General features: G+C 58.9%; 22 protein-coding genes. 14 read left to right on the top strand and 8 right to left on the bottom strand.

The annotated features are described in order from the left end of the window. Window positions 1-48 precede the first annotated feature (48 nt). The 4 genes from LC531_RS09465 to LC531_RS09450 all read left to right on the top strand — a co-directional run bounded on the left by LC531_RS09465 (window position 49) and on the right by LC531_RS09450 (window position 3,909). Complete coding sequence (locus tag LC531_RS09465; protein ID WP_223650053.1) at window positions 49-318, top strand: hypothetical protein; 270 nt, start codon at window positions 49-51, stop codon at window positions 316-318. Next, on the top strand, window positions 318-1,211 hold the full coding sequence (locus LC531_RS09460; RefSeq protein WP_223650052.1) for a UDP-2,3-diacylglucosamine diphosphatase: 894 nt from the start codon (window positions 318-320) through the stop codon (window positions 1,209-1,211). The genes LC531_RS09465 and LC531_RS09460 overlap by 1 nt, the downstream gene beginning before the upstream one ends. A 62-nt stretch (window positions 1,212-1,273) precedes the next feature. Next, window positions 1,274-2,314: a glycosyltransferase family protein gene (locus LC531_RS09455; protein WP_223650051.1), complete on the top strand. Its 1,041-nt coding sequence runs from the start codon at window positions 1,274-1,276 to the stop codon at window positions 2,312-2,314. A gap of 110 nt (window positions 2,315-2,424) precedes the next feature. Further along, on the top strand, window positions 2,425-3,909 hold the full coding sequence (locus LC531_RS09450; RefSeq protein WP_223650050.1) for a GH1 family beta-glucosidase: 1,485 nt from the start codon (window positions 2,425-2,427) through the stop codon (window positions 3,907-3,909). On the opposite strand, the gene LC531_RS09445 is transcribed toward LC531_RS09450, so the two are convergent. Both LC531_RS09445 and LC531_RS09440 read right to left on the bottom strand, forming a co-directional pair. Then, window positions 3,875-4,498 (bottom strand): hypothetical protein, encoded by a 624-nt coding sequence (locus LC531_RS09445; RefSeq protein ID WP_223650049.1) that lies wholly within the window; start codon window positions 4,496-4,498, stop codon window positions 3,875-3,877. The two genes, LC531_RS09450 and LC531_RS09445, sit on opposite strands and share 35 nt — an antisense overlap. A gap of 168 nt (window positions 4,499-4,666) precedes the next feature. Next, window positions 4,667-5,671 (bottom strand): SAM domain-containing protein, encoded by a 1,005-nt coding sequence (locus LC531_RS09440; protein ID WP_223650048.1) that lies wholly within the window; start codon window positions 5,669-5,671, stop codon window positions 4,667-4,669. Window positions 5,672-5,875: 204 nt separating this feature from the next. Between LC531_RS09440 and LC531_RS09435 the strand changes: the two genes are divergently transcribed. The 4 genes from LC531_RS09435 (at window position 5,876) to LC531_RS09420 (ending at window position 10,934) form a co-directional block, all read left to right on the top strand. After that, entirely contained in the window at window positions 5,876-8,224 is a 2,349-nt protein-coding gene (locus LC531_RS09435; RefSeq protein ID WP_223650047.1) for a TonB-dependent receptor, read from the top strand. A 3-nt stretch (window positions 8,225-8,227) separates the two neighbouring features. After that, on the top strand, window positions 8,228-9,055 hold the full coding sequence (locus LC531_RS09430) for a DUF4249 domain-containing protein (protein ID WP_223650046.1): 828 nt from the start codon (window positions 8,228-8,230) through the stop codon (window positions 9,053-9,055). 174 nt (window positions 9,056-9,229) lie between these two features. Next, window positions 9,230-10,009, top strand: a complete 780-nt coding sequence (locus LC531_RS09425) for an NIPSNAP family protein (RefSeq protein ID WP_223650045.1) — start codon at window positions 9,230-9,232, stop codon at window positions 10,007-10,009. A 46-nt stretch (window positions 10,010-10,055) separates the two neighbouring features. Then, window positions 10,056-10,934, top strand: coding sequence for an alpha/beta hydrolase (locus tag LC531_RS09420; protein ID WP_223650044.1), 879 nt, complete (start codon window positions 10,056-10,058; stop codon window positions 10,932-10,934). A 40-nt stretch (window positions 10,935-10,974) separates the two neighbouring features. Here the strand turns inward: LC531_RS09420 and LC531_RS09415 are convergent, their stop codons facing one another. The 5 genes from LC531_RS09415 to katG form a co-directional block, all read right to left on the bottom strand. Beyond that, entirely contained in the window at window positions 10,975-11,430 is a 456-nt protein-coding gene (locus LC531_RS09415; protein WP_223650043.1) for a VOC family protein, read from the bottom strand. Between the two features lie 77 nt (window positions 11,431-11,507). Further along, window positions 11,508-11,759 (bottom strand): DUF3601 domain-containing protein, encoded by a 252-nt coding sequence (locus tag LC531_RS09410; protein WP_223650042.1) that lies wholly within the window; start codon window positions 11,757-11,759, stop codon window positions 11,508-11,510. A gap of 5 nt (window positions 11,760-11,764) precedes the next feature. Continuing rightward, window positions 11,765-12,352 carry a TMEM175 family protein gene (locus LC531_RS09405; RefSeq protein ID WP_223650041.1) on the bottom strand — a complete coding sequence of 196 codons (588 nt, stop codon included), beginning with the start codon at window positions 12,350-12,352 and terminating at the stop codon, window positions 11,765-11,767. 8 nt (window positions 12,353-12,360) lie between these two features. Continuing rightward, a complete protein-coding gene (locus LC531_RS09400; RefSeq protein WP_223650040.1) occupies window positions 12,361-12,849 on the bottom strand; it encodes a hypothetical protein in 489 nt (162 codons plus the stop codon). Window positions 12,850-13,008: 159 nt separating this feature from the next. Continuing rightward, on the bottom strand, window positions 13,009-15,219 hold the full coding sequence (gene katG, locus LC531_RS09395; RefSeq protein WP_223653917.1) for a catalase/peroxidase HPI: 2,211 nt from the start codon (window positions 15,217-15,219) through the stop codon (window positions 13,009-13,011). A 432-nt stretch (window positions 15,220-15,651) separates the two neighbouring features. On the opposite strand from katG, the gene LC531_RS09390 reads away from it, so the two are divergent. The 4 genes from LC531_RS09390 (at window position 15,652) to LC531_RS09375 (ending at window position 19,742) form a co-directional block, all read left to right on the top strand. Beyond that, window positions 15,652-16,410, top strand: coding sequence for a nucleotidyltransferase domain-containing protein (locus tag LC531_RS09390; RefSeq protein WP_223650039.1), 759 nt, complete (start codon window positions 15,652-15,654; stop codon window positions 16,408-16,410). A gap of 61 nt (window positions 16,411-16,471) precedes the next feature. After that, the gene (locus LC531_RS09385) at window positions 16,472-17,560 is read left to right on the top strand and encodes a DNA polymerase beta superfamily protein (protein WP_223650038.1); all 1,089 of its coding nucleotides are present in this window, start codon (window positions 16,472-16,474) and stop codon (window positions 17,558-17,560) included. 176 nt (window positions 17,561-17,736) lie between these two features. Then, window positions 17,737-18,723, top strand: a complete 987-nt coding sequence (locus LC531_RS09380; protein ID WP_416138919.1) for an acyl-ACP desaturase — start codon at window positions 17,737-17,739, stop codon at window positions 18,721-18,723. A gap of 173 nt (window positions 18,724-18,896) precedes the next feature. Continuing rightward, a complete protein-coding gene (locus LC531_RS09375; RefSeq protein WP_223650037.1) occupies window positions 18,897-19,742 on the top strand; it encodes a cupin-like domain-containing protein in 846 nt (281 codons plus the stop codon). A gap of 106 nt (window positions 19,743-19,848) precedes the next feature. On the opposite strand, the gene LC531_RS09370 is transcribed toward LC531_RS09375, so the two are convergent. Next, a complete protein-coding gene (locus LC531_RS09370) occupies window positions 19,849-20,130 on the bottom strand; it encodes a DUF427 domain-containing protein (protein WP_223650036.1) in 282 nt (93 codons plus the stop codon). A gap of 139 nt (window positions 20,131-20,269) precedes the next feature. Between LC531_RS09370 and LC531_RS09365 the strand changes: the two genes are divergently transcribed. Further along, a complete protein-coding gene (locus tag LC531_RS09365; RefSeq protein WP_223650035.1) occupies window positions 20,270-21,379 on the top strand; it encodes a vWA domain-containing protein in 1,110 nt (369 codons plus the stop codon). Window positions 21,380-21,512: 133 nt separating this feature from the next. Next, window positions 21,513-23,030 (top strand): sigma 54-interacting transcriptional regulator, encoded by a 1,518-nt coding sequence (locus LC531_RS09360; RefSeq protein ID WP_223650034.1) that lies wholly within the window; start codon window positions 21,513-21,515, stop codon window positions 23,028-23,030.

Here is a 23,030-nt window from a genome sequence, read left to right as displayed (position 1 = left end):
ATACCGTAGAAATTGACAAAAAAGTAACGTGGCCGTAACGCCTGCGTGATGCTGCTCGGCGAGCTTTGGGCCATGCTAAAATACGTGGAATCGAAGCGCTCGCTATTGGACTGGCAGCTCTCCGGCGCGGGGCTGGCCTGGCTGCTGGCCCTGGGCTGGTGGCTGGTGCTGAGCTGGCCGCTACGGCGCACCCTGCGCTCGGCACTCGGCGGCGCAGTGGCCGGCTGGCCGGCGGCCGGGCCGCCCACCAAGCCCCGTCGCCCCAAGGCCAGCCCGCGCCACGGCCGCTCGCACCTGCCCTACCCCTCGGCCGCCTGATGCCGGCCGCCCTACCCCCCGCCCGCCCGCGCAAGAAGCGCCCTTTAGCCGTGGCTGTGGTCAGCGATGTGCATCTGGGCACCTATGGCTGCCACGCGCCTGAGCTGCTGCGCTACCTCAAGAGCATTAAGCCTAAAGTATTGGTGCTCAACGGCGATATTGTGGATATTTGGCAGTTCTCCAAGAACTACTGGCCGGCCTCGCACATGCGGGTGGTGCGCTACTTGGCCGGGTTGGCGGCCAAGGGCACTGCCATTTATTACCTTACCGGCAACCACGATGAGCTGCTACGCAAGTTCGCGGGGCTGAAGCTGGGGCATTTTCGGCTTGCCAATAAGCTGGTGCTCGACCTGCCCCACGGTCGCACCTGGCTCTTCCACGGCGACGTATTTGACGTGACTATGCGGCACTCGCGCTGGCTGGCCAAGCTCGGCGGCCAGGGCTACGACCTGCTAATTTTGATTAATCGGCTGGTTGACTTTCTGTTGCAGAAAGTAGGTCGGCCCAAGGTGGCGCTTTCTAAAGCCGTAAAAAACCGAGTGAAAAGCGCTGTGAGCCTGGTCAGTGACTTCGAGCAGACGGCCGCTAACATTGCCGCCGACAATGACTATCGCTACGTGGCCTGCGGTCACATTCACCAGCCCGAAATCAAAACCCTGACCACGCCCCAGGGCGAGGTAACGTACTTGAATTCGGGTGATTGGGTCGAAAACCTCAGCGCCCTCGAATACACCGCCGCCACCGGCTGGACTCTCTACCGCTACGCCGATGACCCCCGCACGCAGCCCCAGCCCGGCGAAACCCCCGACGTACCTGATGCCGAGGAGCTGGCCGCCGATGCCGGCCCCGCTGCGTTGCTCGAAGGGCTGCTGGCCGAATTTAAGTTGAAATAGCGTAAAATAACGTCATTGCTGCGCAGGCTCGCCATCACAGGATACTTGTAAACAATCAAAAAATGAACATTCTTTACGCCATTCAGGGTACCGGCAATGGCCACCTGATGCGGGCGCTCGATGTGGTGCCGCAGTTGCAGCAGCGCGTGGCGGCCTTGGGCGGGCAGCTGGATATCCTGGTGAGTGGCCCGCCGGCCGACCTGCCGCTGCCCTTCGCGGTGAAGTACCGGGTAGGAGGCATGGGCTTTTTGTTTGGCAAGAAGGGCGGCATCAACTTCGTCAAGACCTTCCGGCAGTTCAACTCAGCTGACTTTCTGCACGACATTCGCCACCTGCCGGTGGAAAGCTACGACTTAGTTATCAACGACTTTGAGCCGGTGTCGGCCTGGGCCTGCCGGCTGCGCCACCGCCCCTGCGTGGCCCTGAGCCACCAGAGCGCCGTGCTGCACCCCGCCGCGCCCCGGCCCGATGACGAAGACCCTACCGGCCGCGCCGTGCTGCGCCACTACGCACCCCACACGGCGCAGTATGGCTTTCATTTTCAAGCGTATGCGCCCGGTATCAGCACGCCCGTTATCCGGCAGCAAGTGCGCGAGCTGACGCCCACCGACGAGGGCCACTACACGGTGTACCTGCCCGCCTTCGCCGAGCAAACGCTGGTCGAGCGCCTGCGCTACCTCAGCCGCACGGTGCGCTGGGAGGTGTTTTCCAAACACAGCGCGCAGCCCGCCACCTACGGCAACGTGCTGGTGTGGCCAGTGAGCGGCGACTTTTTGCAAAGTCTGGCCCGCGCCCACGGCGTGCTTTGCGGCGCGGGCTTCGAAACGCCCGCCGAGGCGCTGTACCTGGGCAAGCGCTTGCTGGTGGTGCCCATGAAGCAGCAGTACGAGCAGCAGTGCAACGCCGCCGCCTTGGCCAAGATGGGCGTGCCCGTGGTGCGCGGCCTCAAGGACAAGCACCTCGACCGCCTCGACGATTGGCTGCACCGCGGCCGCCCCGTGCCCGTAGACTATCCCGACCGCACCGGCGCGGTGCTCGACCAGCTGCTGGCCGAGCAATTGGGAGTAAAAACGGCCGATGTTGTTATGAAAAGTCAATTATAAACATTTATAAACAGGACTTACGCCGAAAACCTTTGTCATTGCCGCACTGCGCTCGCAATGACAGACGATTGCTCAAGTCCAAATGAGGTTGCTTAAGCCTATCTACTATAATGTCCGACAATTCTATCCTAACTATCCAGCGCCCGCTGGCCCTACCCCCGGCTTTCTTCCCAGCTACCACACCGCCCACGTATTCGCGCCGGGATTTTGGCTCCGCTTTTCACTGGGGTGCGGCCTGCGCGGCCTACCAGGTGGAAGGGGCTTGGCAGCAGCAGGGCAAAGGCCCGAGTATCTGGGATGAGTTTACGCGCCGGGAAGGAGCCATTGCACGGGGCGAGCACGCGCGGGTCGGCACCGATTTTTTCACCCGCTACGAAGCTGATTTGGATTTGGCCCAGGGCCTGGGGCTGACCGATTTTCGTTTTTCGGCGGCCTGGGCGCGGGTGCTGCCCGAGGGCACGGGTAGCATCAACCGGCGCGGCCTTGACTTCTACGACCGCCTCGTGGATGCCTGCCTGGAGCGCGACCTGCGTCCCTGGCTCACCGTGTACCATTGGGATTTGCCGCTGGCTTTGCAGCAGCGCGGCGGCTGGACCAACCGCGCCGCCGTGGACTGGCTGGCCGACTACGCGCAGGTGCTGGCCCGCCGCCTCGGCGACCGGGTAGGGCACTGGCTGGTGCTGAACGAGCCGATGGTGTTCGTGGGCGCGGGCCACCTGCTGGGCGTGCACGCGCCCGGCCGGCGCAGCCTGCCGGCGTTTCTGGCGGCGGCCCACCACGCCACCCTGGCCCAGGCCGAGGGGGGTAGGGCGCTGCGGGCGGTGCTGCCGGCCACGGCCCGCATCGGCACCACGTTCTCGTGCTCCTACGTGGTGCCTGCCCGGCCCGGCCACGCGGGCAGCGAGGCCGCCGCCCGCCGCGTCGATGCCCTGCTCAACCGCTTTTTCGCCGAGCCGGCCCTCGGCCTGGGCTACCCCACGGCCGAGCTGCCGGCCCTGGGCTGGCTGCTGCGCCGCTACCACCAGGCCGGCGACGACCAGCGCATGCAGTTCGGCTTCGACTTCTGGGGCGTGCAGAACTACACCCGCGAGGTAGTGCGCCGCGCGCCCTGGCTGCCGCTGCTGGGTGCGGCCCTGGTGCCGGCCAAAAAGCGCGGCGTGCCCGCCTCGGAAATGGGCTGGGAGATTTACCCCGAATCGGTGTACGAGATGCTGAAGCAATACGCCGCCTACCCCGGCGCGCCTGAGCTGGTCGTCACGGAGTCGGGCGCTGCCTTCGTGGATGAGCCCCGCGCGGGCCGCGTGCCCGACGTGGCGCGCCGGGCGTATTTGCAGGCGGCCATCGGGCAGGTGCTGCGGGCGCGGCGCGAAGGCATCCGGGTCAACGGCTACTTTCCGTGGAGCTTCACCGATAATTTTGAGTGGGCCGAGGGCTACCGCCCGCGCTTCGGCCTGGTGCACGTCGATTATGAAACCCAGGAGCGCATTATAAAAGACTCGGGGCGCTGGTACGGCGAATTTTTGGCCGGCGCGCCGGTTGAGGTGGCACCTTCAGCCGCCGCTAGCGCGTCAGCAGCAGCTCCCGGCAGCTCATAAACTCGTCAATCAAGCAGTTGGGCTGCTGGTCGCTGAACTCGCCGAAACCCAGCACGAAGGCCGGCGCGGGCTGCACAAACCGGATGGCCTCGGTCACGGCTTCGAGGTAGGGCTGCACGCGTTCCGGGTCGCCCTGGGCGGCCGCAAACTCGGTATCCCAGCGCAGCGCGGCCGGGCCTTTGCGCACCAGAAAGGGCAGTATAAACGGGATGTAATGGCTGAAAACCGGGTTTTCGGCGCTGGTCAGCCGCTCGTCGGGCCACACGTGAAACTCGCTGAACGAGGCCGGCGGGGCCACCACGAAGCGCGCCCGCTCATCGGCCAGCGCCCCGAACAGCTCGGCGCGGTTGGGCTGGGCGTAGAGCTGGGCGTAGGCCGCGTACCAGGCCGTTACGCCCGTCGAGTTCACGAGCTGGTAGGGATGAAACGAGCTACTGAGGCTTAGTCCGCCGTGGTCGCCAATAACCAGGTTATACAGCTCGCTAAACTTCGCTAAATCAGTTGATTGGCGGTAGGGGTTATCCGTCAGGCCGTATAGGTAGAAGCTGGCAAACTCGGTAAGGGGGGGTAGGGCGGTAGAATCGGACACGGTAAGGAAAATTATTGGAGTCAAGGCCCAATGGTCCTTGCGAGCATATTGCGCATCAAGCAAGGACGCGGCAATCCTTCTTTCACTAAAGGAGTAGTAATCCAACGATTAGGAAAGATTGCCGCGTCCTTGCTTGATGCGCAACATGCTCGCAAGGACAAACGAGGGCTAATTAACAGCTTGTAGATATAAGAGCGTAGTGCGGTACGGCCGGGCCGGCGAGTATTTATCATTGATAATAAAATACCCGCCACGATAAGCCGCGATGCCTTCCCAATTGTAGCCGCGGTACCGCTCGGGAAATTCCCACAGCGGCTGCCAGGTGAAGGCCGCGCCCTTTCGCTCAACGGTCACCAGCCGGCAGTAATTGACGAACTGCCCGTTGCGCCGGATAAGTCGGGCGCTGGCCGTGTCGGTGGCCGGGGTGCGATACACAGCATCGCCGCCTTCACCCTTGAAGAAATAATTGATGCCCGTAAAGCGCTCAAAACCAGTGGTAGTAAGGTCAGTAAGGCGAAACGGCACCTGGCTGAAGGCTAAATGCTTCAATTGGCTGGTATTGCTTAAATGCTTGGTGTCAAGCTGATAAGCAGAATTGCGGCCCGCAAAAGAATTATACTCAAAAAAGGCCACAATATCCTCGCCCGACTTGGCCAGGGCCTCAAAGCCCGCGTTGTAGATATGGCTGCCGTCTGGGGCCAGCGGTTTGGGGAGGGGTAGGAGAAAGGTAGTGTCGAGCACCACGGCGGCCGCTTGCAGGCGGCCCCGCAGCAGATAGCAGTTGGCGGCGGGCGTAGCGGTTTCGACCGAGAAATACACGGTATCCTTATCAATCAGCACGGCTTCCAGGCCCTCGTAGCTGTCCATGCGCGCGCGCAGGGCGGCCAAGTGCTGAATGGGCAGCTTCTGGTAGGGCAGCACGTAGGCCGAGTCGGTGAGTTGGCGGTCGAGGTCGGTCAGCCGCACGGCGTAGAGCTTGGCTTCGGCGCGGTCCTGGAGCCGGCTCTCCGACATCAGCAGGAGCCGCTCGCCGCTGATAGCCAACCCGGAAAACTGATTGTCGTAGAATTCCAGCTCTTTGGGCAGGGTAATAGCGCGCGGGGCAAAGCGTGGCTGCTGCGCCAGCGCCGGCAGGCCGCCGATACTGAGCAGTAGGTAGAGCAGGTATTTCATGGGGGGTAAAATTACAGCTACTCTTTCGCCAAACCTTTTATTTCGTCGCTTCGAGTGGGATTGCGAAAAGCGGGAGAGTCTGCACAATTATCGGCACTTAAACTTCCTGAATCTTCTAAACTATTTTAGTAGCTCTCGCCTACCCCAACCCCGCCGTACCTTAGCCTTCCCAATTTATGCCAGGCCCGTTTTCGGGCCTTTTATATGCTGAAGACATTCTGTATTACCGGCCGGTGGCTGCTGTTACTATTACTATTCTGGGGGCCGGCGGCGGCCCAAACCCACATCACGCTCAGTGGCACAGTGCGCGACGCGGCCACCGGCGAGAGCCTGACCGGGGCCACCGTGCGGGTGCGCGAGCTGCCCGGCGTGGGCACCGGGGCTAATGCCTACGGCTTCTACTCGCTCACGGTGCCGGCGGGGGCTTATACGCTGGAAGCCAGCTTCGTAGGCTACGCGACGCAGACGCGGGCGCTGACCGGAGCGGGCAGCCAGCGGCTCGACTTCCGGCTCAAGCCGGGGGGTAGCGAGCTGGGTGAGGTGGTGGTGACCGGCCGTAGCGCCGAGGCCAATATCAGCAAGGCGCAGTCGGGCGTGGAAACGCTGGACATGAAGCAGATAGCCAAGGTGCCGGTGCTCTTTGGCGAGAAGGATATTATCAAAACGCTGACCTTGCTTCCGGGTATTAAAACGGCGGGGGAGGGGAGCAGCGGATTTTCGGTGCGCGGCGGAGCCGTGGACCAGAACCTGATTTTGCTCGACGAAGCGCCGGTGTATAATGCCTCGCACCTGCTGGGCTTTTTCTCCACCTTCAACTCCGATGCCGTGAAGGACGTGACGGTGTATAAGGGTGGGATGCCGGCGCAGTACGGCGGCCGGCTCTCGTCGGTGGTGGACGTGCGGATGAAGGACGGTAATAACCAAGCGCTGCACGGCAGCGGCGGTATCGGCCTTATTGCCAGCCGCCTGGCGCTGGAAGGCCCCATCTCGAAGGGGAAGGGCTCGTTTATCGTGACGGGCCGGCGCACCTACGCCGACGTGTTTCTGAAGCTCTCCCACAACGAGACGACCCGCAATTCGAGCCTATACTTTTACGACCTGAACGCCAAGGCCAACTATACCCTGGATGAGCGCAACCGGCTCTACCTCAGCGTGTACCTAGGGCGCGACGCGCTGGGACTGGCTAATACCTTCGGGCAATACTACGGCAACCGCACGGCCACGCTGCGACTTAACCACCTGTTCTCGAATCGGGTATTTTCCAATACCTCGCTCATTTACAGCAAGTACGACTACGAGATTGACATCCTGGCCAACGCCCTGAATTTTCAGATTCTTTCCAAAATTCAGGACCTGAATCTGAAGCAGGATTTTGAGTTTACGCCGAGCACGACCCAGACGCTACGGTTCGGGGCGCAGGCCATCTACCATACCATCACGCCCGGCTACGTGGTGGCCAACGATGGCTCGGGGGTGAATGGTACGGCCGACCGCACCAACTATTCGCTCGAATCGGCGGCCTACGTTTCGCACGAGTGGCAGGCCGCGCCGCGCCTCAACTTCACCACCGGGCTGCGGCTGTCGGAATTCAGCCTGCTGGGGCCGGGTACCTACTCGACCTACGACGCGCAGGGCGACGTGCTCAGCTCTACCACTTACCCGACCAAGGACAAGTTTCTGAAAACCTACGTCCGGCTAGAGCCGCGCCTAGCGGCCAGCTACGAACTCACCGAGGCCAGCACCTTGAAGGCCAGCTACGCCCGCAACGTGCAGAACCTGCACCTGCTCAGCAACAGCAGCACCTCGCTACCCACCGACCTTTACGTGCCCACCACCTTCAACGTGCAGCCCGAGGCGGCCGACCAGGTGAGCCTGGGCTACTACCGTACGCTAGGCACTGATAAAACGTATTCATTGACCGTAGAGACGTATTATAAAGCGCTTTACAACCAGATTGACTACCGCGACGGCACGGAATTGCGCGGTAATTTCGACGTGGAGGCCAGCCTGCTTTACGGTAAGGGCCGGGCCTATGGTGTCGAGTTTTTGTTACGTAAGGACCTGGGCCGCTTCACGGGCTGGCTGGGCTATACCCTGAGCCGCTCGGAGCGCCAGTTTACCCAAATCAACGCCGGGGCCTGGTTCCGGGCCCGGCAGGACCGGCCGAATGACTTGTCGGTGGTAGGCATCTACCAGCTTAATCCGAAGTGGAGCTTCTCGGGTACCTTTCTGGCCAGCACTGGCAACGCGGCTACCTTCCCGGTAGGTAAGTACCAGGTGGCCGGGCAGGTAGTGAGTTACTATGGCCTGCGCAACGCCGACCGCCTACCTGACTACGTGCGCCTCGACCTGGGCGCAACCTACGAAAAGCCCCACCAGGAAGGCCACCGCTTCCGCAGCAGCTGGGCGTTTTCCATCTACAACGCGCTGGGCCGCGAAAACCCGTATAGCATCCGCTTCCAGGCCGACCCCAACGACGCCAGCCGCACTCAGGCCGTGCAGACGGCGTTGTTTAAGCGGGTGCCCTCGGCCACGTATAATTTTAGCTTTTAAGCCATGCGGTATCTTCCTACCCCCCTGCGCCTGGTCGCCCTGGCCCTGCTGCTGGCCGCCACTGGCTGCGAGAAAGTTATCAACCTGAACCTAAAAACCTCGCCCTCGCAGCTCGTTATTGAGGGCAACCTGGTGGACGACGGCCGCCCCTGCCAGGTGAGCCTGAGTACTTCTACCAATTATACCGATGCCAATACGTTCGCGCCCGTCAGCAAAGCGGTTCTCACGCTGAGCGACGACGCGGGCGGCCTCGAAACACTGCGCGAAGCTACCCCCGGCCAGTACGTGGGCGCTACCCTGACGGGCGTGCCGGGCCGCACCTACACGCTGCGCGTTGAAACCGGCGGCGTGGCCTACGTGGCCCTTTGCAAACTGCCCGCGCCGGTGGTGCCATTCGGGCAGCTCAGCACTCAGCTCAGCGCTTTTGGAATGGATAATGTTCAGGCCGTGGTGGATTTCAATGACCCGCCGGGACTCGGCAACAGCTACCTGTTTCGGCAGTACCGCAACGGCCGGCTCAATCCCGCCTTATTCCCACTAAACGACAAGTTTACCGACGGCAAGCACGTCAGCCAGTCGCTGCGCGCGCAGGGCGGCGGGGCCGATGACCCCAACGACCTCAACAAGCTGGTCTCGGGCGACAGCCTGCGGGTAGAAATGCAGAATATTGACCCCGCCGTGTATGAATATTTCCGCACCCTTAACCAGATTGTAACCGCGGGCGGTGCACCGACTACCACGCCGGCCAATCCGGCCTCCAATTTTTCGGGTGGGGCGCTGGGGTATTTTAGCGCCCACTCGCGCCGGGTACTCACCATCAAGGTGCCGTAGGGTAGGGCGGGCAGGCAGAGCGGATTACCGGCCACCGTAGAGACGCATCTTTGCGTCTCGGCGTTGTTTAAATCGCTCAGCAATCGTTCAATGCGGAGACATAAATCGTTCAACGCCAAGACGCAAAGATGCGTCTCTACGGTGGTTCGTACTGCCTTTTTTTAGCTCTTATCCATGAAAAAACAATTCCTGTTCCTCCTCTTCCTCGCTTGTTGCGTCCGGCTGGCCGGCGCTACTCCCCCGCCCGCCGAGCGCCCCGCGTACCTGGAGCTGAAGGTGTACCACCTCAAAACTTCGCGCCAGGAAGCGCTGATTGACAGCTTTTTGCAGCATCAGTACCTGCCCGTCATGCGGGCGGCGGGCATTGCACCCGTCGGCGCGTTCAAGCCCATTGGCAACGACACGGCCGCCGACCGGCGCGTGTACGTGCTCACGTCCTACGCATCGCTGAAGCAGTGGGAGCAGGTGCAAAAAACGGCCGTGCCCAAGCTGCTGGCCGCCGGCGGGGCCTACGAAAACGCGCCCTACAACAACCCCGCCTACACCCGCCTGGAAACTATTTTTATCAAGGCTTTTGATGACATGACCGGCCTGCTGGCTCCCAAGCTCGACGCGCCCAAAAGCGAGCGCGTGTACGAGCTGCGCAGCTACGAGAGCGCAAGCGAGAAGATATTTCGCAATAAGGTGCAGATGTTCAACGCGGGCGGCGAAATTAAGCTTTTCGACCGGCTCGGCTTCAACGGTATTTTCTACGGCGAAGTCCTGCTCGGAGCCCACATGCCGAACTTAATGTACATGACTTCCTTTGCCAATATGCCGGCCCGCGAGGCGCACTGGAAAACCTTCGGGGCCGACCCGGAATGGAAAAGGCTCTCGGCCCTGCCCGAATATCAAAACAACGTGGCGCACATCGACATCGTGTTTTTGCACCCTACCCCCTATTCGGGGCTGTAAGGTCGTCAACCAGACTAATTCGCTGGTTTTTTCACCTACTTATTTCATGCGCACGCTCTTGGTTGTTTGGTTGGTGCTGATAGGTGCGTGCCCGGTGACGTGGGCGCAGTCCAAGCCACTGGTGCTGCCCCTGTGGGCGGGCGGCGCGCCCGGCTTCGAGAGCCGGCGCAACGAGCCCGAGCAGGCCAAGGACTACTGGGTCAAAAATATTCACAACCCGTCCATTACCGTTTTCCTACCCCCCAAGGAGAAGGCGACGGGCGCGGCGGCGGTTATTTGTCCGGGTGGGGGCCACCGCGAGCTGGTATATACGGCCGAAGGCGTGGAGCCCGCCCAGTTTTTGACCAGTATCGGCGTGGCGGCTATCGTGCTCAAGTATCGGCTGAGCCGCGAAGAAAACTCGCCCTACTCGCTCGACAAACACCCCCGGCAGGATGCCTACCGCGCCATGCGCCTGGTGCGCAGCCACGCCGCGGAGTGGGGCATCGACCCGAACCGCGTGGGAATGCTGGGCTTTTCGGCCGGCGGCGAAGTGGTGGCGATGGTAGCCTACGCCGATGGGAAGGGCGATGCCCAGGCCAGCGACCCCATCGACCGCCTTCCCGGCAAGCCCAATTTTCAGCTGCTCATCTACCCTGGCCCCCTGGGCATTCCCGACGCGGTTGATGCCTCGGCTCCGCCCGCTTTTTTGCTGGCCGCCAACAACGACGTTTGCTGCTCGCCGCCCATCGTGAAGCTGCTACAAGCCTACCGCCTGGCGCACGTGCCCGTGGAGGTGCATCTCTATGCGCAGGGCAGCCACGGGTTCAATATGGGCTACCGCTCCAAGCTGGCTTCCCTGCGGGCGTGGCCGCAGCGCATGGCCGACTGGCTGGCTGATAACAACTTCCTGGATACCGACCCGGCCCACCGGCACCAGGAATAAGCGGGCGTGCTACGGCTGGTAGTGCAGGCTGGTTCGGGCCTTAAAACTTGTCGTCGTTTACCTCCAGCCAGAAACCATCGGGGTCCTGTAAGTAAATCTGATTCACGCCATCGGGCCGGGGCGTCGTTTTATGCGGCTCGCTTTTCCAGTTGCCGTAGCGCATGCCGAGCTTATCGAGGTGCGCCATGAAGCTGGCCAGGTTGGGCACGCTGAAAGCCAGGTGGGTATTAATGTCGTGGTCCTGCGGCTTATTCCCTTGAATGATATGTAGTTGGCTATGCGGCCCGATGCGCAGCCACACGTGCCGACCGTCCTTGAAGGGCTCCGGTATCTCCGGCAGCAGCAGCGCTTTTTTGTAGAAATCGGCGCTTTTCTGCAAGTCCACCACGTACAGCGCAATGTGGTTGAGCACGGCTGGCGTTGGGGCCTGAGCGGCGGCTTTTCTGGGAAGGGCCGTGCTTAGCAGCAGGGCAAGTAGCAGCAGGTAGTTGCGCATGAGAAGCTGGGTAGGAGCAGGAAAGGGGGTAGGGCACCGGAACCGCGAGCCAAATGAATAAAAGCTGCCCAATGGCCTCAGCAGGGAACGACGAAATCGGTAAAATTTTCAATGAGCGCGGCCTGTTCTTCGGGCCGTTGTTGCAGCCGGTATACCACTGGTAGGCCGTTGGCAATTACGTGCAGCGTCAGCCCATCCTCGTAGGGTAAGAAGTTGGTGCATTCAAACGTCCAGGTTTCGCCGATGGGGTGCAGTTGGCGGTCGTAGTCAACAAAGGCTGCCACTACCCGGTAGCGCTTTCCTGACGTAAGTGTTTGTGCGGCAGGCATAGTAGCTAAGGATGCGGAGTTTCCAGCGTGCGCTCCATGCGCCGGTCGGGTACCAGCCACGCGAGGGCTACGGCCACGTAGGCCGCGCCCGCCAGCCAAGGTAGCACGAAACTGCTGGCGATACCCACCACGTAAAGTACTGGGGATAACTTGCCCTTCCAGTCGCGCCCCACGGCGTGGGCCAGCGGCGAGTCGGGGCCGCCATTAACGGCAATCAGCCGGTTTTGCAGCATAAAATAAGCGATGGAGGAGCCCAGTAGCACGCCCCCGTACACGGCCAGCGTAGCTGGCGCAAAGTGGTTTTCGCCCATCCAGCCGGTGGCAAACGGCGTGAGCGACAGCCAGAATAACAAATGCAGATTGGCCCACAGCACCCCGCCGGTTATCTGCTTAGCACTGCCCAGCAAATGATGATGATTATTCCAATAAATGCCCACGTACACAAAGCTCAGCACGTAGCTCAGCGCCACGGGTAGCAGCGGCCGCAACGCCGCGAAATCCGCGCCGTGCGGCACCTTTATTTCCAGCACCATAATGGTGATAATGATGGCGAGCACGCCGTCGCTAAAAGCTTCGAGGCGGGTTTTTTGCATAGGTTAGGCTAGGGTCGTTGGGAAAAATTGCGTGTGCGGTCTTCAAGGGTACGCTGAAAATCAAACGACCGAACAACGCCAAGCGTTGTGTCCAGCCGCACTTGGTTGTCGGCTACAATCTGTAGCCGTACATGCTCGTTTCCTGCTGGTGCGATGGTAGCCCGTACCAGTTCCTGGCTAGCACATTCTAATTGAACCTTGCCCAATTCCTTGTCGAACCAGAAAGGTCGGCGCTGATAAAACGTCAGGCTGTAACCGTGCGACACCATCGTAACGAAACCGTATCCCTGCCGTGTAAAATAGTAAGCGTCATCGATAGAAATGTTAGCAATAGAGTAGGCATTAGCCGGGTCAATAGCGCTGCCGATAAGTGGTGGTAATGCGCACCACAAACAGCCAAGTAGTGCCGCTAAATAAGCAAAACCCACTGAGGTAATGCGAATTACGTCATTATGTATTCGATACGCCACCAGTGCCTTGAAAACCAGCGCGGCCACTATTGGTAACAGCAGTAGTGATATAAGTATTAGCAGAACTATTATGCAGCAAATAAAACTAGTAGTTAAACTTGACCCAATATCGCGCTTACTCAAAGAACCACGTAAGAAAGCACCACCCCGTTGCCAGGGTGGTGCTTTTTGCTTGCAGTTACGAGCCTAGTTTTTCACTAAATCGAACCGGTCCAGGTCCATCACCTTGGCCCAGGCGGCCACGAAATCCCGCACGAACTTCGGCTCGGCCTTATTCGTGCCGTACACTTCAGCAATGGCGCGCAGCTCCGAGTTCGAGCCGAAAATCAGGTCCACGCGGGTGCCGGTCCACTTCACCAAGTTGGTTTTGCGGTCACGGCCCTCGAAGAGCTGGTCGGCCTCGGAGGTGGCCTGCCAGGTGGTGCCCATGTCGAGCAGGTTCACAAAGTAGTCGTTGCTAAGTACGCCCGGCCGGTCGGTAAACACGCCGTAGCTGGAGTGGTCGAAGTTGGTATCGAGCACCCGTAGGCCGCCCACCAGCACCGTCATTTCGGGGGCGGTGAGGGTCAGAAGCTGCGCGCGGTCGATGAGCATGGCCTCGGGGGCCGCCTCATGCTTGGCCGCCAAGTAGTTGCGGAAGCCATCGGCGTGCGGCTCCAGGGCCTCAAACGACTGCACATCGGTCTGCTCGTGCGTGGCATCGGTGCGGCCGGGGCTGAAGGGCACCTGCACCTCGTGGCCGGCTTCGCGGGCCGCCTGCTCGATGCCGACGTTGCCGCCCAGCACGATAAGGTCGGCCAGCGACACGCGCTTGCCGCCCGTTTGCGCGGCGTTAAACTCCTTCTGGATGCCTTCGAGCGTGTCGAGCACCTTGGCCAGCTCAGCCGGGTTGTTGGCTTCCCAGTACTTCTGCGGAGCCAGCCGGATGCGCGCACCATTAGCGCCGCCTCGCTTGTCAGAGCCGCGGAACGTAGAAGCCGAAGCCCAGGCCGTGCGGATGAGCTGCGCGCCGGTTAGGCCGCAGGCCAAAAGCCGGTCTTTCAACGTGTTGATATCCTGCTCATCAATCGGTGCGTAATCGGCAGCCGGTAGTGGGTCTTGCCAAATAAGTACTTCGGTCGGCACCTCGGGGCCTACGTAGCGCGAAAGGGGACCCATGTCGCGGTGGGTGAGCTTAAACCAGGCGCGGCTGAAAGCGTCGGCAAACTCTTCGGGATTCTCGTGGAAGCGCCGCGAGATTTTCTCGTAAATCGGGTCCTCGCGCATGGCGATGTCCGAGGTCAGCATAAACGGCTGGTGCGACTTATTGGGGTCGTGGGCATCGGGAATCATACCCGCGCCGGCATCACCCTTGGGCTTCCACTGCTTGGCCCCGGCCGGGCTCGTGGTCAACTCCCACTCAAAACCAAACAGGTTATTGAAGTAGCCGTTGCTCCACTTGGCGGGCGTGGCGGTCCAGGCCCCTTCAAGGCCGCTGGTAATGGTATCGCCGGCGTTGCCGGTGCCGTAGGTGTTTTTCCAGCCCTTGCCTTGCTCAGCGATGCCCGCCGCGGCCGGCTCATGCGCAATGTACTGGGCGGGGTCGGCCGCGCCGTGGGTTTTGCCGAAGGTGTGGCCGCCAGCAATTAGGGCCACGGTTTCTTCGTCGTTCATGGCCATGCGGCCGAAGGTTTCGCGGATGTCGCGGGCCGAGCCCAGCGGGTTGGGGTTACCGTTGGGACCTTCCGGGTTCACGTAAATCAAGCCCATCTGCACGGCCGCCAGCGGGTTTTCCAGCTGGCGGTCGCCGGTGTAGCGCTTGTCGCCGAGCCACTCTTTTTCCGAGCCCCAGTAGATTTCATCCAGCGGCTCCCACACGTCGGCGCGGCCGCCCGAAAAGCCGAACGGCTGCAGGCCCATCGATTCCAGCGCGCAGTTGCCGGCCAATATCATGAGGTCAGCCCAGGAAATCTGCGGGCCGTATTTCTGCTTCACGGGCCACAGCAACAAGCGGGCTTTGTCTAGGTTAGCGTTATCGGGCCAGCTATTGAGCGGTGCAAAGCGCTGCATCCCGGAGCCCGCGCCGCCGCGCCCGTCGGTAATACGGTAGGTGCCGGCGCTGTGCCAGGCCATGCGGATGAAGAACGGACCGTAATGGCCATAGTCGGCTGGCCACCAGTCCTGCGAGGTCGTCATTAACTCAAACAGGTCCTGCTTGACGGCGTTCAAGTCGAGCTTCTGGAATTCTTCGGTATAGTTGAAATCCTCGCCCATCGGGTTCGACAGGCCGGAGTGTTGACGCAGGATGTTGAGCCGCAGCTGGTTGGGCCACCAGTCGCGGTTGCGGGTGCCGCCGCCGGCGGCTTGCTCCATCTTGCCACCTAGGAAAGGGCACTTGGCCGCCGACAGGTCGTTCATGAAGAACTCGGTGGTATTGGAGGCGGGGTCGTGCGGGTTGTGCTGTTGCTTATTGGTTTCTTCAGCCATGAGTCAGGTCTTTAAGTGGTTATCAGTCAGGTTATAAATGTCTGGAGTGGCCAGGATAAAAGAGTCGTGGTAGCGTGGCAAGTTGGGCAAAGTACCAACTACCGCCGCGTGGGTTTGCGGGCTGCAGTCGAAAATAGTAGCTTTGACCCAAAAAAGTAGCCAGCTTACTTAGCAAGGCTAACCCGGTATGCCGGAACGTTGGTTGCTAAGAAAAGAGCTGCTTATTTTGTTTAACAAAAGTAGCATATTTTTTGAGAAAACTGCTTATCAAGGGCTTTAACGCCCGTATTTTGTTTAAGCTGTTGGGTAATAACCCTACCGACCCTAACTAGCTGACAACGCAAATCTGGCCTTTTTTATTCCATGACCGCCCGCATTTCGGCCGCCCTGGCTGCGCTCGAAGCTGAGCGTGGCATCCGCATTGTCTACGCCTGCGAGTCGGGTAGCCGGGCTTGGGGCTTTGCCTCGCCCGATTCCGACTACGACGTGCGCTTTCTCTATTGCTACCCCTCGGCCTGGTACCTGCGCCTCGATGAAGGCCCCGACACGCTCAGCTTCCCGATTGATAACGAGCTGGACCTCAGCGGCTGGGAGCTACGTAAGGCCCTGCGCCTGCTGCGCGGCTCCAACGCGGCCCTGTTCGAGTGGCTGCAATCGCCGGTGGTCTATCACGAGAACTCCGGCTTCCGGGCCAGCCTAACCCCGCTACTACCCCTCGCTTTTAACCTGAAGGCCGGCCTGCACCACTACCTGGGCCAGCTGCGGCGCGGGGTAGAGGAGGAGATGGTGGGGCCTGAAGTACGCCTCAAGCGCTTGTTCTACGCCCTGCGCGCGGCTCTGGCCGCCCGCTGGATACGCGAGCGGCACGCGCTGCCGCCAATGGAGTTTGCGTTGCTGCGCAAGTTGCTACCAACTGATTTAGAGGGGGTAGTGACTGAATTATTAGCCCAGAAAACACTTGCCACGGAAAAAACAATGGTAGGCTGCCCGGTGGCATTGACCGCGTTTTTGGCCGCCGAGTATACGGCCGGGCAGGCGGCGCGGGAGGCGCTGCCAGTGGCGCGAACCCAGGAGCTGCTAACGCAAGTGCTGGATGAGCTGCTGCGGACGTGGGTCGGGTAGCCGGAGGCTAAGTAATCCAGGCAGCTTTTGGGCAGCAGCTTCGCGCCACTATTTTCGCCCCATGACCATCGCCGACCTACGCCAGCAGCACCTGATTTTGTTCGAGGCCGTGAGCGGTAGCCGTGCCTACGGCACCGATTTGCCCCACTCTGACACTGATTTGAAAGGCGTGTTTATACTACCCGAAAAAGCGTTTTTTGGTCTGAATTACATCCCGCAAATTGCGAATGAAACCAACGACGAGGTGTTTTACGAATTGCGGCGCTTCGTTGAGTTATTGCTGAAAAATAATCCGACTGTACTCGAACTACTTGGTACGCCGGCCGACTGCATTATGTATCAGCATCCGCTTTTTAATAATTTTCGGGCTACCGATTTTTTGTCAAAGCTTTGCCGCCAGAGCTTTGCCGAATATGCCGTGGCGCAGATTCGTAAAGCTCAGGGCTTGCACAAGAAAATCAATTATCCTGAACCGCCGGCCCGCAAGTCAGTACTAGATTTTTGCTACGTCACGGTAGGAGCCGGAGCTCAGCCGATAGCTACCTGGCTAACCCATCAAGACCTTGAGAGTGAGCAATGTGGCTTGGCTAGAGTGCCACACCTTACCGACCTATACGCCCTGTTTGTAGACCGCTCGCCCTCTCGGCTGCTTGGCTACCAGGGCCTGGTACGCCACTCTGATACCTCACAGGATGTGCTACTTTCAGCTGTGCCGAAAGGGGAGGAGCCGGTGGCTTATCTGTCCTTTAACCGCAACGGCTATAGTGTGTATTGCCGCGCCTTCCGGGAGTATTGGGAATGGGTAGAGAAGCGTAATAAAGAGCGCTACGAAAATACCGTGCAGCACGGCAAAAACTACGACGCTAAAAATATGCTACACGTATTTCGGCTGCTGCAAATGGCCGAAGAAATCGCCCGCCTCAGCGACATTCGGGTGCGCCGTCCTAACCGGGAATTTTTACTACAAATTAGGCGTGGCGAATTTATGTATGCTGAGTTGATTGCGGAGGCCGAAAAGCTGGTAGGGCAGGTTGAAGCAGCCTTTGCAGCTTCGGCCCTACCCCCCGTGCCCGACACCGACGCGGCCGAAGCTACCTTGCGACGGGTGCGGCAAGCGTTCTATGCGGCCCGGCCCGAAACCGGGGCGTGAGCGGACCGGCTGGGCTAATGCCGCAAAACCAGCAAGGTAGCTAAACCGTAGGTGATTTTTGACCGTTGCAGACCCCCTAAATGCGGGAAAGCCATAATATTGTACCCATTAAACCCAACTAAAAGCCGACCTTCGCGTGTTCATTCACCGGCCGCTCATTGGCGGCACTCTTCCGTATGATGCTCACTAACGACCTTCTCATCTCGCGCGGCGAGGTGCTCCAACAGCTTGAAGGTTATCTAAAAGATAATATTTACACCTTTCTCAAGAAGGTGGAAGATAGCTGGCAGCCCGCCGATTACCTCCCCGATTCGCGCCGCGATACCTTCTTTGACGAAGTGAAAGAACTGCGCGAAAAAGCTGGCAGCCTCAGCTACGACCTGTTGGCCGTGCTCATCGGTGACACCATTACAGAAGAGGCGCTGCCTAACTACGAAGCATGGTTTCATGAGTTGGACGACCTGAACCGCGACCGCAATAACGGCTGGGCGCAGTGGATTCGGGGCTGGACGGCTGAGGAAAACCGGCATGGTGACCTACTCAATCGCTACCTCTACCTCAGTGGCCGGGTCAATATGCGTGAGTTTGAGTTTTCGACTCAGCACCTGATTAATGACGGATTTGACTTGGGCACAGCTCACGACCCGTACCGCGCTTTCGTGTACACGAGCTACCAGGAAATGGCCACTAACGTGTCGCATCGCCGCGTGGGCCAGCTGGCCCGCCAAGCCGGTGACGATGGCCTAAGCAAAATCTGCGGTATGATTGCTGGCGACGAAAACCGCCACGCCCGCGCCTATAAAACATTTGTGGAGAAGATTTTCGAGTTGGACCCTAGCGAGATGATGCTGGCTTTCGAAGACATGATGCGCAAGAAGATTGTGATGCCCGCCCATTACATGCGCGAGCTGGGCATCGATATGGGTAAGACGTTCGGCCACTTCACCGATGCCGCCCAGCGCATCGGCGTGTACACCAGCGCCGACTATACCGACATACTTGATACGCTCATTAGTGACTGGAAAATTGAGCACATCACCGACCTTACCGGTCCCGCCGAAAAGGCCCGCGACTACGTGATGGCCCTACCCGCCCGCCTGCGCCGCGTTAGCGACCGCATGACGGTGCCTAAGCTGGAGTATAAGTTTAAGTGGATTAGCTAGTCGGTGGCCCCGCAGTTCCCTACCTCCCTTAACCAATAAAGCCCCCTAGTGGGGGCTTTATTGGTTAAGGGAGGTAGGGAACTGCGGGGCTTATTGCATCTGTGGCAAGATGTTGCGTATTATTGTGCCCGACGTTTTCACTCACACATTGTTCTCTTAAAATCTCATCAGCTATGGACATCACGCGGGTAGGTGACATCTCTCACCAAGAGTTTATGGCCGAGTTCTACGACCCCGGCATTCCGGTTATTTTTACCAGCGCTTCCAATGCCTGGCAGGCTAAAAACCTGCTTACGCCGGATTGGTTGGTCGAAAAATTCGGGGACCGCACGACCGAGGTAAAGGGCAAAAAATATACGATGCGTGAGCTGATTGCTCTGATAAAGAATAGTAGCTCGGAAAACCCCGCACCCTACCCCTGCATTTTTAATATTCCGGGCTCTCTCCCCGAGCTTTTGCCGCTGGTAGAGCCGCTGGACTTGAATTATGCTAAGCCTAACTGGCTGCGACATAAGATGTTTGAGCGGGGGTATTGGGGTAGTGCTACCGAGCTTTTCATTGGCGGTCCCGGCGGAAAATTCCCGTATCTGCATCTCGATTATTACCACCTGAATGCCTGGATAACGCAGCTGTACGGCGAGAAAGAATTCACTGTATTTCCCCGCGGACAGGAACATCTGCTGTACCCGAATCCAGATAATACCTGGCAGTCAAACCTCAATTTATTTGAGCCAGACTACGAGAAATACCCTCTTTTCCGGGAGGCAACGCCGATTAAATTCACGATTGGCCCCGGTGAAACGCTCTTCATTCCGGCTGGTACTTGGCATTCCGCTTATTCTACTACGCAGACGCTTTCGGTCGCATTCGACCAGCTCAACAGCAAAAACTACCCTGACTTTATGCAGGACGTGTGGGAGTTTAAGAAACGAGAGGGTAAGTTAAAAGCCGTAGCTCTATACGGCTATGCCTGGGTAGCCGGGCAGGTGTGCCGGCTGGGCGAAAAACAGCCAGCCTAAAGCAAGCGAAATTTCTGCCTATGCATACAATTAACGACTCAGCCCGTTGCCCGGCTACCCTACCATAGGGCAACCGGGCAACGGGCTGAGTCATTAACCAAGTGACCTACTTCTCAATCTTAACGCCTTTCCAGAATGCCACGCGGTCTTTAATATTGGCGGCGGCAGGACTGGCTTCAGGGTAGTACCAGGCCGCGTCCTTATTTAGCTCACCATTAACGCGCAGTGAATAGTAGCTGGCGCGGCCCTTCCACGGGCAGGAGGTATGGGCGATGCTGTCCTCAAAAAACTCCTTTTTAAGAGAATTGGCCGGGAAATAGTGGTTGTTCTCAACTACTACGGTGTCGTTGCTCTCGGCCACAACGGTGTTGTTCCAGATGGCTTTCATAAGATAAGGGGGGTAGGGAAGTACATCAAAAAATGCGGAAAACACTGAATGGTAACCAACTGGCAGTAGCTACCCGTATAGCTTTGAACATTGCCGAACCGGGCGTTGTTTTCCTGGCCACTACCATTACGTAGGTTTTATGGCTATTGGCGTTCGCTTTCATGATTTCGTGCCTGATGAAAACTCGGGCGACAAAGGGTTTGAGCAGCTGTTTAAGCTCTTTATGCAGCTCATTACCATTACCAGCGGCGACGTGGGAGAGGCCTTGCAGTGGCTCAACGAGCTGGACAAGCAGTATGGCCTTACCGACAATGACTACGGAATGGGCAATTTTATTGAGGACCTGAAGAAAAAAGGGTACATTGATGAAAATGAACAGGAGCGGGGCGAATTGAAAATTACGCCCAAGACGGAGCAAAAAATTCGGAAATCGGCGCTGGAGGAGGTATTTGGAAAGCTCAAGAAGAGCAGTACCGGTAACCACCGCACGCCCCACACGGGGCAGGGTGACGAGCAGAGCACTGACTTGCGCGAGTTCCGCTTCGGCGACTCGCTGGAGCAGATTCAAATGACCGAATCTATCCGCAACGCCCAGCTTAACCACGGCATGGAAGACGATAATTTTATGCTGACTGAGGGCGACCTGGAGGTACGCGAGAACGAGCATAAGTCGCAGACCAGCACGGTGTTGATGATTGATATCTCGCACTCCATGATACTTTACGGCGAGGACCGCATTACACCCGCCAAAAAGGTAGCGATGGCCCTGGCCGAGCTGGTGAAGCAGAAATACCCCAAAGATTCGCTCGACGTGATTGTGTTTGGCAATGATGCCTGGCAGATTGAGGTGAAAGACTTGCCCTACCTACAAGTAGGCCCCTATCACACTAATACCGTGGCGGGCCTGGAGCTAGCGATGGATTTGCTGCGCAAGCGTAAAACGCCTAACAAGCAGATTTTTATGATTACCGACGGCAAGCCTACCTGCCTAAAGGAAGGTAATGGCTACTATAAGAACTCGTTTGGGCTGGACCGCAAGGTGGTGAATAAGACCCTGAACTTGGCCGCTGCTGCCCGCCGCATCAAGATTCCGATTACTACTTTTATGATTACCTCCGACCCGTATTTGCAGAAATTCGTGGAGGAGTTTACCGAAGTCAACCAAGGTAAGGCCTACTACTCGGGCCTGAAGGGCCTGGGCCAGCTGGTATTTGAAGACTATAAGAAAAACCGGCGCAAAAGCCTCTAAAAAGACCAGTTATGAGCGAAAGGCTCTTGCGGGCGCGCTAGTCGCGCCGCAGGAGCCTTTTTGTACGTAGCAGGGCTTAAAACTCCCTTTTCTCAAGCTGAACCTCCACCGCCCCCGGCGGGTTTACTCCTCAATGAAGCACGAAACTATCCGCACCCTGGGCCAATTGCGCGCCAGCGGCTATCAGCCCCGCACCGTCAAACAAGAATTGCGGGATAACCTCATTCAAAAACTTAAAAACAAGGAAGACGTGTTTCCCGGTATTTTCGGCTACGAGGAAACCGTGATACCGGAGTTGCAACGCGCTATTCTGGCCGGGCACCACATCAATTTGCTGGGTTTGCGCGGGCAGGCCAAAACCCGCATCGCGCGTCTGCTCATCAACCTGCTCGACGAATACGTACCGGTAGTAGAAGGCTCGGAATTGAATGACGACCCCCTGCAGCCGCTGTCGGTATTTGCCCGCAACCTGATTGCTGAGAAAGGCGACGCTACCCCTGTATCGTGGATGAGCCGCCTCGACCGCTACACCGAGAAGCTGGCTACGCCTGACGTGACGGTAGCCGACCTCATTGGCGATGCCGACCCGATTAAAGCCGCCACGCTCAAACTGCCGTATTCGGATGAGCGCGTAATTCACTTCGGCCTAATTCCGCGGGCGCACCGGGGCATTTTCGTGATTAACGAGTTGCCCGACTTGCAGGCGCGCATTCAGGTGTCGCTGTTCAACATTTTGCAGGAAGGCGACATCCAGATTCGTGGCTTTAAGGTGCGCCTACCCCTCGATATTCAGTTCGTGTTCACGGCTAACCCTGAAGACTATACCAACCGCGGCAGCATCGTGACGCCGCTCAAGGACCGGATTGACGCGCAGATTATCACGCACTACCCCAAGTCTATTGAGGTTGGTAAGCGCATTACCAAGCAGGAAGCGCGCATCAAAGAGGAGCAGCGCGGCCTGGTGACGACCAACGAAATCGTGCACGACTTGGTGGAGCAAATCGCCATCGAAGCCCGCGGCTCGGAGTTCGTCGATGCCAAGTCGGGCGTATCGGCCCGCCTTACTATCTCGGCCTACGAGCAGGTAGTAGCCGCCGCCGAGCGCCGGGCACTGATTAACGGTGAAAAGAAAACCTACGTGCGCGTGTCGGACTTCGTGGCCGCCGTGCCCGCCATCACGGGCAAGGTAGAGCTGGTGTACGAGGGTGAGCAGGAAGGCGCGGGCATTGTGGCCGAAAAGCTCATGGGTAAGGCTATGCGCACGCAGTTTCTCAATTATTTTCCCGACCCCGATAAAGCCAAGAAGCTTAAAGGCCGCCCTTCCCCCTATAAAACGGTGCAGGAGTGGTTTGGCAACGGCAATACGCTGGACCTACTCAGCGATGCGCACGTCAACGACTACCGCGCCGCCCTTGATAAGGTGCCTGGCCTACGCGACATCGTGAAGGAACTGCACGCTAAAGAAGATGCCGAAACTACCTATTTCCTCATGGAGTTTCTGCTCTACGGTTTAGCCGAGTATTCGCTCATCTCGCGCAATAAGCTCACCGGCGGCGCGCAATTCAAGGACCTGCTGGCCAGCATGTTCACCATGCCGAGCTTTGGGGAAGATGATGACGAGGAGGATGAGAAGCCCCGGAAAAGGCGGTAG

It is taken from the genome of Hymenobacter psoromatis (genome assembly GCF_020012125.1).
Lineage (GTDB): Bacteria > Bacteroidota > Bacteroidia > Cytophagales > Hymenobacteraceae > Hymenobacter > Hymenobacter psoromatis.
The sequence above is the reverse complement of the archived record's forward strand: the minus strand, read 5'-3'. Positions and strand labels throughout refer to the sequence as shown.